At 34.1% G+C, this 6,682-nt stretch carries 3 protein-coding genes and 2 pseudogenes; 1 reads left to right on the top strand and 4 read right to left on the bottom strand.

Annotation, left to right across the window (positions count from 1 at the left end; translation table 11 throughout):
* Positions 1–139: 139 nt before the first annotated feature.
* Positions 140–721, top strand: a pseudogene (locus BCT49_RS05660) (IS5 family transposase); the annotation flags it as partial.
* Positions 722–991: 270 nt separating this feature from the next.
* On the opposite strand, the pseudogene BCT49_RS26105 reads toward BCT49_RS05660, so the two are convergent.
* The 4 genes and pseudogenes from BCT49_RS26105 to BCT49_RS05640 all read right to left on the bottom strand — a co-directional run.
* Positions 992–1,108: pseudogene (locus tag BCT49_RS26105) on the bottom strand (IS5/IS1182 family transposase); the annotation flags it as partial.
* A 191-nt stretch (positions 1,109–1,299) separates the two neighbouring features.
* Entirely contained in the window at positions 1,300–1,908 is a 609-nt protein-coding gene (locus tag BCT49_RS05650) for a response regulator transcription factor (RefSeq protein WP_102434484.1), read from the bottom strand.
* 11 nt (positions 1,909–1,919) lie between these two features.
* Entirely contained in the window at positions 1,920–5,453 is a 3,534-nt protein-coding gene (locus tag BCT49_RS05645; RefSeq protein ID WP_198595824.1) for an ATP-binding protein, read from the bottom strand.
* Between the two features lie 12 nt (positions 5,454–5,465).
* The gene (locus tag BCT49_RS05640; protein ID WP_102434482.1) at positions 5,466–6,488 is read right to left on the bottom strand and encodes an HD domain-containing phosphohydrolase; all 1,023 of its coding nucleotides are present in this window, start codon (positions 6,486–6,488) and stop codon (positions 5,466–5,468) included.
* Between the last annotated feature and the right edge of the window lie 194 nt (positions 6,489–6,682).

The following is a 6,682-nucleotide window of genomic DNA, read 5'->3' as shown; positions in this document are numbered from 1 at the left end:
GAATTACGCAACAAAGCCTAGGCTTTGTTACGCAATTAAGTGGAAAAAATCCAGACCTAGCGATCTATCCGATACTTCCGCTCACTCTCGCAACCTTATAGCCAAGCCTCGGAACTAGAAGTATTACAACCAATCAGTCATTAACCTTGGGCCTCTAACCTTTTGAATTGACGAAGAGGCGATAAGCGGGTGGGTGCGAAGCAAACAGAATAAGCGCTGGAGATTCAAGTCGATTCTGTAATTTGGCCATTACGACAACACTCATGGTGAAACAAGTGTTTCCTCTACCATTGAGAGCGCTGAAAGGGTTTATCGACTTGGTATTTAGACGTCCCCATGTTCCATTAAGTTGTTCGAGTCACATTTGCATCAGTCGTAGAGCAAAGGAAGTTGAGGTCTCATTTAAGACAGCACCCAACCATCGATGCGACTGGCCTTTAGGTTTATAGAGAAGGCGAATGGAAAGTAATAAACATGGGACGAATAGCAAGCGTAGAGTCTGCCGCAAGTTGTATATTGCAGTCGATTCATGCACTCATGAAATCATTGATGCCGCTCTAAGTACAGATGGTGAAGTCATTCCGAACTAACTGAAACACACACGCCGAAGCACCCTTGCGGTCTCTGGTGATTGCGCTTATGAGACGAGAGCGTGTCACGCTACTATAGGATTAAACAATCCATTGCTCTAATTCTGCCAAAAGAAGGGATTGCTCTTTATCTAAATTGAATTACACAACAAAGCCAATGTCTTATGGGATCTAAAGCTGAAATGGACGGACTACAATATCGCTTTCAATTATAAACTTGTAGATCAGCTATTTAGAATTGGTCTGTCGCAATATTGCTCTAAAAGGTAACCTCGCGCCTAAAGTTCACTTCCCATAGTTCCTTGTGCAGATACCCGAGTTTATTTAATAGAGTTACAGCTTAGAGGGACGCTGTTGATCAAATCAGATAAGGATTGTAGTTATCCCACTCAGCCTACCTGTTAGTTTCTAATATTCATGCATAGCCCTAGGACTTTACTCACAGCTTTCACATTTGGCAATGCCTCACTAACTTGAGCGTTGTAACATCTCAAGCTCAATGCACAATTAGTCAGTCCTAAAACCTAAGTAACAACCCCACCGGCAAAGCGGTGGAGTTAAATAGTCAATCGAAATTTGGGTCAAGCACAGATAATATTATGACTATCATCTAGTCGCGATTAACTATACTTGCTCACTGGTTAAGCTGTTTTCAGAATCTTAAGAAACAAACCTATACAATGCTCGATCGACTTATGCTTATCTTAGGTTATCTATCATTCAATGACTTAATATTAACCAAATCAATTAAACTTGATGCACCATGTTTTTGGAGTAACCGATGTTTGTATGTGCTGATAGTTTTTGGGCTCAAATGTAATTTTTCTGCTATTTTTTTATTAGTTAAACCATCCAATAAATATGACAGTACTAACGTCTCTCTTTGCGAAAGTTTTACTTTAATGTTGCTCTTCTCTTCAAAATTAAAGCTCTTACATTTATTATAGATTGCTTTAATCACTGCTTGTTTCAGTAACTTTAAAGACATCGACTTGGTATAGTATCCATCAGCGCCTAGCCTTCTAGCGGCTTCAATATAGGATTCCCCTTCCAAAGTCGTGAAAAAAATCAATTTACCAGAAAACCCCTTTGACCTTATTCTTCTATAAAAAGAGAAACCATCACCTTGATCTAATTGAACATCTAAGATAATCAAATCAATAAAAACATCAGAGTTTCTAATATAATTATATGCGTCCTCAGACTTAGTAAAACTAGATACCGTGAAATCTATTGATATAGACTCAATGTTATCAACGACGGCTTGAGCTACGACCGGATGATCATCTATAACTATAATGTTCTTTTTGTAATTCATATCACACCAAATTATAAAAATTCTTTTATTAAAGTATTTGAAATCGTATCAAAATCATAATCTCTCATTGCATCATTCAATGTTTTGAATAAAACAGGGTCGAGTGAACTCATTATTTCCTTACCATTACTACTGTTTAGACACACAATAGCTTCAATATTACAAGAACTTGCATATCCAACAATTAATCTTACATACTTTGTATCGACAACGAGATTAGCAATTTTATCTTGTATTTCTTTAACAGAAATATTATCAATAAACCTACAAATTCTCTCTATTTCATTATCAATACTGTTCAATAAAAAACCAACATTCTCTATGTTATCTTTTTCCATTTCTTTACATAGTTTGTAAAGATTAGTAAACCCTAAATTACCAGAAATTCCTTTCAACGTATGAATTTCTTGACTAATTAACTCTGGGGACATTTGATTAAATTTATTGTCTCTATACTGTTTATCAAAACCTGTTACTAGCCTAGTATAAAGCTCTTCGTTATGTCCTGAAATCAGCATCCCTTTGTGGACATCTACTCCTTCAATATCCAAAATTTCAAAAATTGGTGTTTTGTTCAAATCACTATGAAACCTAGAGTGTTCAATCCACTTATGGACCACACCATATATTTCATCCACTACAATGGGTTTTCTAATAAAATCAACCATTCCTGATTCAATTGATTTATCTCTATCCGACTTTAGTACATTAGCGGTTAATGCAATTATTGGAATGTTCGTTATTGACATGTCATTTATTATAAACCTAGTCGCTTCATAACCATCGAGTATAGGCATTTGACAATCCATCAGAATTACGTCGAAACCTTTGTCATCCTTTAAAATATCAATGGCTTCTTTGCCATGTCCTGCAAGAACACTGCTTATACCCTTTCTTGATAGTATATCAACTACCAATTCTTGATTAATTACATTATCTTCAACGACTAAAACCCTAGAGCCAGTAACAGATAGATCTAATTTATTTGCAACTTCTGTACAAAAAATACTTATATTATCTTTAAAAATATTTAATTTAATGGCAGTTAACAAATCGCTATTGGTATGACTATATATTGTATTTATTTCTAAGTCTTCAGATATAGTGAATTTTGAAATTTCAAAGCCATCATAAGAAATCACTGATAGATCGATATTCTTATCTTTTAATTGACTATGTATGTTTAACAAATGCAGCATAAAGTTCTTGTCGAATACATCAACTATAAAGAGAAGTAGTGTCGGTTCAGACTCAACAAATTTAGAAAGCTCATCAATATTGATGGATGAACCATGGTGTACAACTTGGTTTACTCCATACTCAAGGAGTTCTTTACTTATATCGGTTATATCTTCCTTAGTATCAGCAATCACAATCATTTTTGAATAGTAATCTAATGAACCAACTATATTGTCTTTTTTAAGAACAGGTAGTATTACTTCAAACTGTGATCCTTTTCCCATACAGCTTTCTACAGAAATAGTTCCGTTCATCAACTCTACAAGCTTTTTCGTGATTGCTAGTCCTAATCCAGTACCACCATACTTTCGTGTAGTAGTGCTATCTGCTTGTGTAAAAGATGTGTAAAGATTGCTAATTTGCTCTTCATTCATTCCAATTCCACTATCTTCTACAGATATAATTAAAAAAAACTGTCCATTAACATCTTCAATAGAATCAATCGTAACATTAACACTTCCATAATCAGTGAACTTAATAGCATTTGAAGTAAGATTCATTAGTATTTGGTGAATTCGTAGTAAATCGCCTATCAATATTTTCGGCACTGTTTTTCTCACTGAAACAACTAAGTCAATATCCTTTCCCCTTAGCATATTTCTAACGATAACTTCATAATCATCAATTAATTTATAAGGCGAAAACTCAATTTCCTCAATATTCATTTTTCCGGCTTCAATTTTTGAAAAGTCAAGAAGATCATTTATTATCCCTAACAGTAAACTCGCAGAATAGTTAACTTTATCTATATAATTCCGCTCTTTAATACCTAAATCACCTTTCAATGCCAAATAACTCATCCCAATAATTGCATTCATGGGCGTTCTAATTTCATGGCTCATCATCGCCAAAAATTTAGATTTCACCTCTGCTGACTTTAATACATTTTCATTAGAAAACTTTAAATTTTTAGTTAGAGCCCTGAGCTCCTTACCATTCTTTCGAACAAGATATCCTAGAAGACAAATTGAAAAAACAAAGACAACACCGCCTATAGAGATGAAGTTAGCTAAATTTTTAGCCTCTATCATTTCTTTTGATCTTGAATTTCTCATATTCATGAGTATCGAGTCAATGTTAATTGCCGTAGATACCATGCGCTTCGAAATATCTATTAGGTCCGTAGAAATAGATTGGATCTTCCCAAATTCACTACTATAATCATTAACTACTGGAGTTATTCTACTCGCTAATTTGTGTTCATCAACATTAATTAAACCGTAATTTAATTCATTCGATGTGGTTATTAAATTTTTTAAACTTTCCCTAACCACACCAGAATAAATCTTTCTCGTATCTGAGTCATTTGCTATAAAAAAATCTCGATCAGCCTGTCTGGAAGAGTTTATGTTTTGCTCTAAAGAAATTACCATTCCAGAGAGTTCCACACGTCTTGAAAGCCTATTTTGTGCCATTGCCAATTTTTCTTTTGCTTCTTCACTTTCCTTTTCTTTAAGATTTTTAAGATAAATTGAAATTTTAGTTATTTCATTAGAAAGTTCGAGCAGTTCATATTTTATTTCATGAATTCTTGTACTGTTATAGCTATTTATTTTAAAGTTAAACTCTTCAAACAGTTCATATAGAATCGAAATATATTTTTCGCTATTCGGAGTTTTAGCTATCTCTTTTATTTTTATCGCATTCCTAGCTAAAGATCGAATCGTTTCAAATTCGTCTTCGTTCAATATATATTCGTTACTATTGGCAAGACGGAAAAGACTTTCATTTATTGATAAAGCAGATAAATATATGTTTTCTGAAACCAGAAATCTCTCTTCTGTACTTATAATTTCTAAGTGCAACTCTCCGATTAAGTCAGTATCAAAGCGGATATAATCCATTTGCATCGTTCTAAGCTCATCAATTATGTCACTTGATTCTTGAGCTTTTTTCACCATTGACTTTTTAGAAAGGAGCAAGTCTTCATTTAATGAAACGTAGGCCGAAAAATTGTCTAAATAGACTTCCAACTCATTTCTAATATTTTCTAGGTTTACTGTATATTCCTTTTTTGTAGAGCTAAGATTATTTGATAGAACAAGCGCTTCATTTATATAACTTCTTGCTTTATCAGAGGCATCTTTAGTTAAGTCTCGAGTATAAGATAGTTCATACAATCTTGCCCTATCTAATGTCAACAATATTTGACTCGCGCCGTCATAGCGTTCAACTGCAAAAAATAACTTATTCAAGCTAGCCCATGCAACTATACATAGCCCTGTTAAAATTATTACTACTAACAAAAAACCAAATGTTATTTTATTCGAGCTATCAATAGACCGATCAATATAATCACTATCCATGTTACACACCATTTAATCAGCGAAATTAATTTTGACATCTAATATCTTATCTTTCTGTAATAGGAAAACATTTACCAATTTTTCATCGAAGTGAATACCGGAATTGTCTTGCAAGTAGTTAAAAGCCTTTTCTGTTGACCAAGCTTCCTTATAAGGTCGTTCGCTGGTTAATGCATCAAAAACATCAGCAATCATCACAACCCTAGCCGAAAGCGGAATTTCTTCACCTTTTAACCCTTTCGGATAGCCAGAGCCATCCCACTTTTCGTGGTGAAACTCGATAACTTGATGCGCCATGTCCATTAGTTCTGATGAGTAGTCACCTAAAATTTTAATTCCATATTCGACATGTTGCTTCATGTGCTTCCACTCATCTGAGTTTAAACTTCCGTTTTTCTTAAGGACATGATCAGATATACCAATTTTTCCAATATCATGCATTGGAGCAACTTCAAACAATAGCTGGCTCCATTTTTTATCTACATTTAAAGCTTCAGCTAAAATACGGCTGTAATGACTCATTCTAATAACGTGCATCCCCGTTTCGTTATCTTTGAACTCAGCAGCTCTACTTAAACAATTAATTATTTCTAGCTGATTTCTCTTTATTTCTTTTGTTCTAGCGAGCACTTCCTCCTCTAAAGTGATTTTTTGATTATGCAATGCTAGGTGAGTAGCAACCCTTGATTTGACTATCAAGGGGTTATATGGCTTGACAATATAATCAACCGCTCCAATTTCAAACCCCTTGTTTTCGTTTTGTACTTCACATTGAGCAGTGACAAATATCACAGGTATATCAGAAGTTAGAGGGTTGTTTTTTAACCGAGAACACACTTCAAATCCATCCATATTAGGCATTACTACATCTAATACAATTAGATCTGGTTTCGGATGATCCTCAGCAAGCTTTAACGCCACCACACCGTTAGTTGCTACTTTGATGTTATATAAATTTGACAAAATTTCGCTTAAAATTCCGATATTTAAGGGGTGATCATCGACGATTAACAGAGTGAATTTTTTTTTTATCATTTGACATCTCGCTAAATAAGGAACCATTGCATAACAAATAGGTATAGTTATTTGTTTGTGCAAACCCACCTAAGAGTAATTACTCTAAATAGTAGAGCTAACTACAGTTAGACTCTGTCAAAAATGTCACATAATAAGAATTAAAATCGAGTAAAAAACCTAATTGGACATAAAAGTGGGCTTTGTTGCGTAAT

Source organism: Vibrio lentus (genome assembly GCF_002875945.1).
Taxonomy (GTDB): domain Bacteria; phylum Pseudomonadota; class Gammaproteobacteria; order Enterobacterales; family Vibrionaceae; genus Vibrio; species Vibrio apostichopi.
Note: the sequence above shows the minus strand (reverse complement) of the source record. Positions and strands in the feature narration are given on the sequence as shown.

Excerpts from the sequence above, each read along its gene's own strand:
- BCT49_RS05650 (WP_102434484.1), bottom strand. The coding sequence starts at position 1,908 with ATGAATTACAAAAAGAACATTATAGTTATAGATGATCATCCGGTCGTA.
- BCT49_RS05645 (WP_198595824.1), bottom strand. The coding sequence starts at position 5,453 with ATGGATAGTGATTATATTGATCGGTCTATTGATAGCTCGAATAAAATA.
- BCT49_RS05640 (WP_102434482.1), bottom strand. The coding sequence starts at position 6,488 with ATGATAAAAAAAAAATTCACTCTGTTAATCGTCGATGATCACCCCTTA.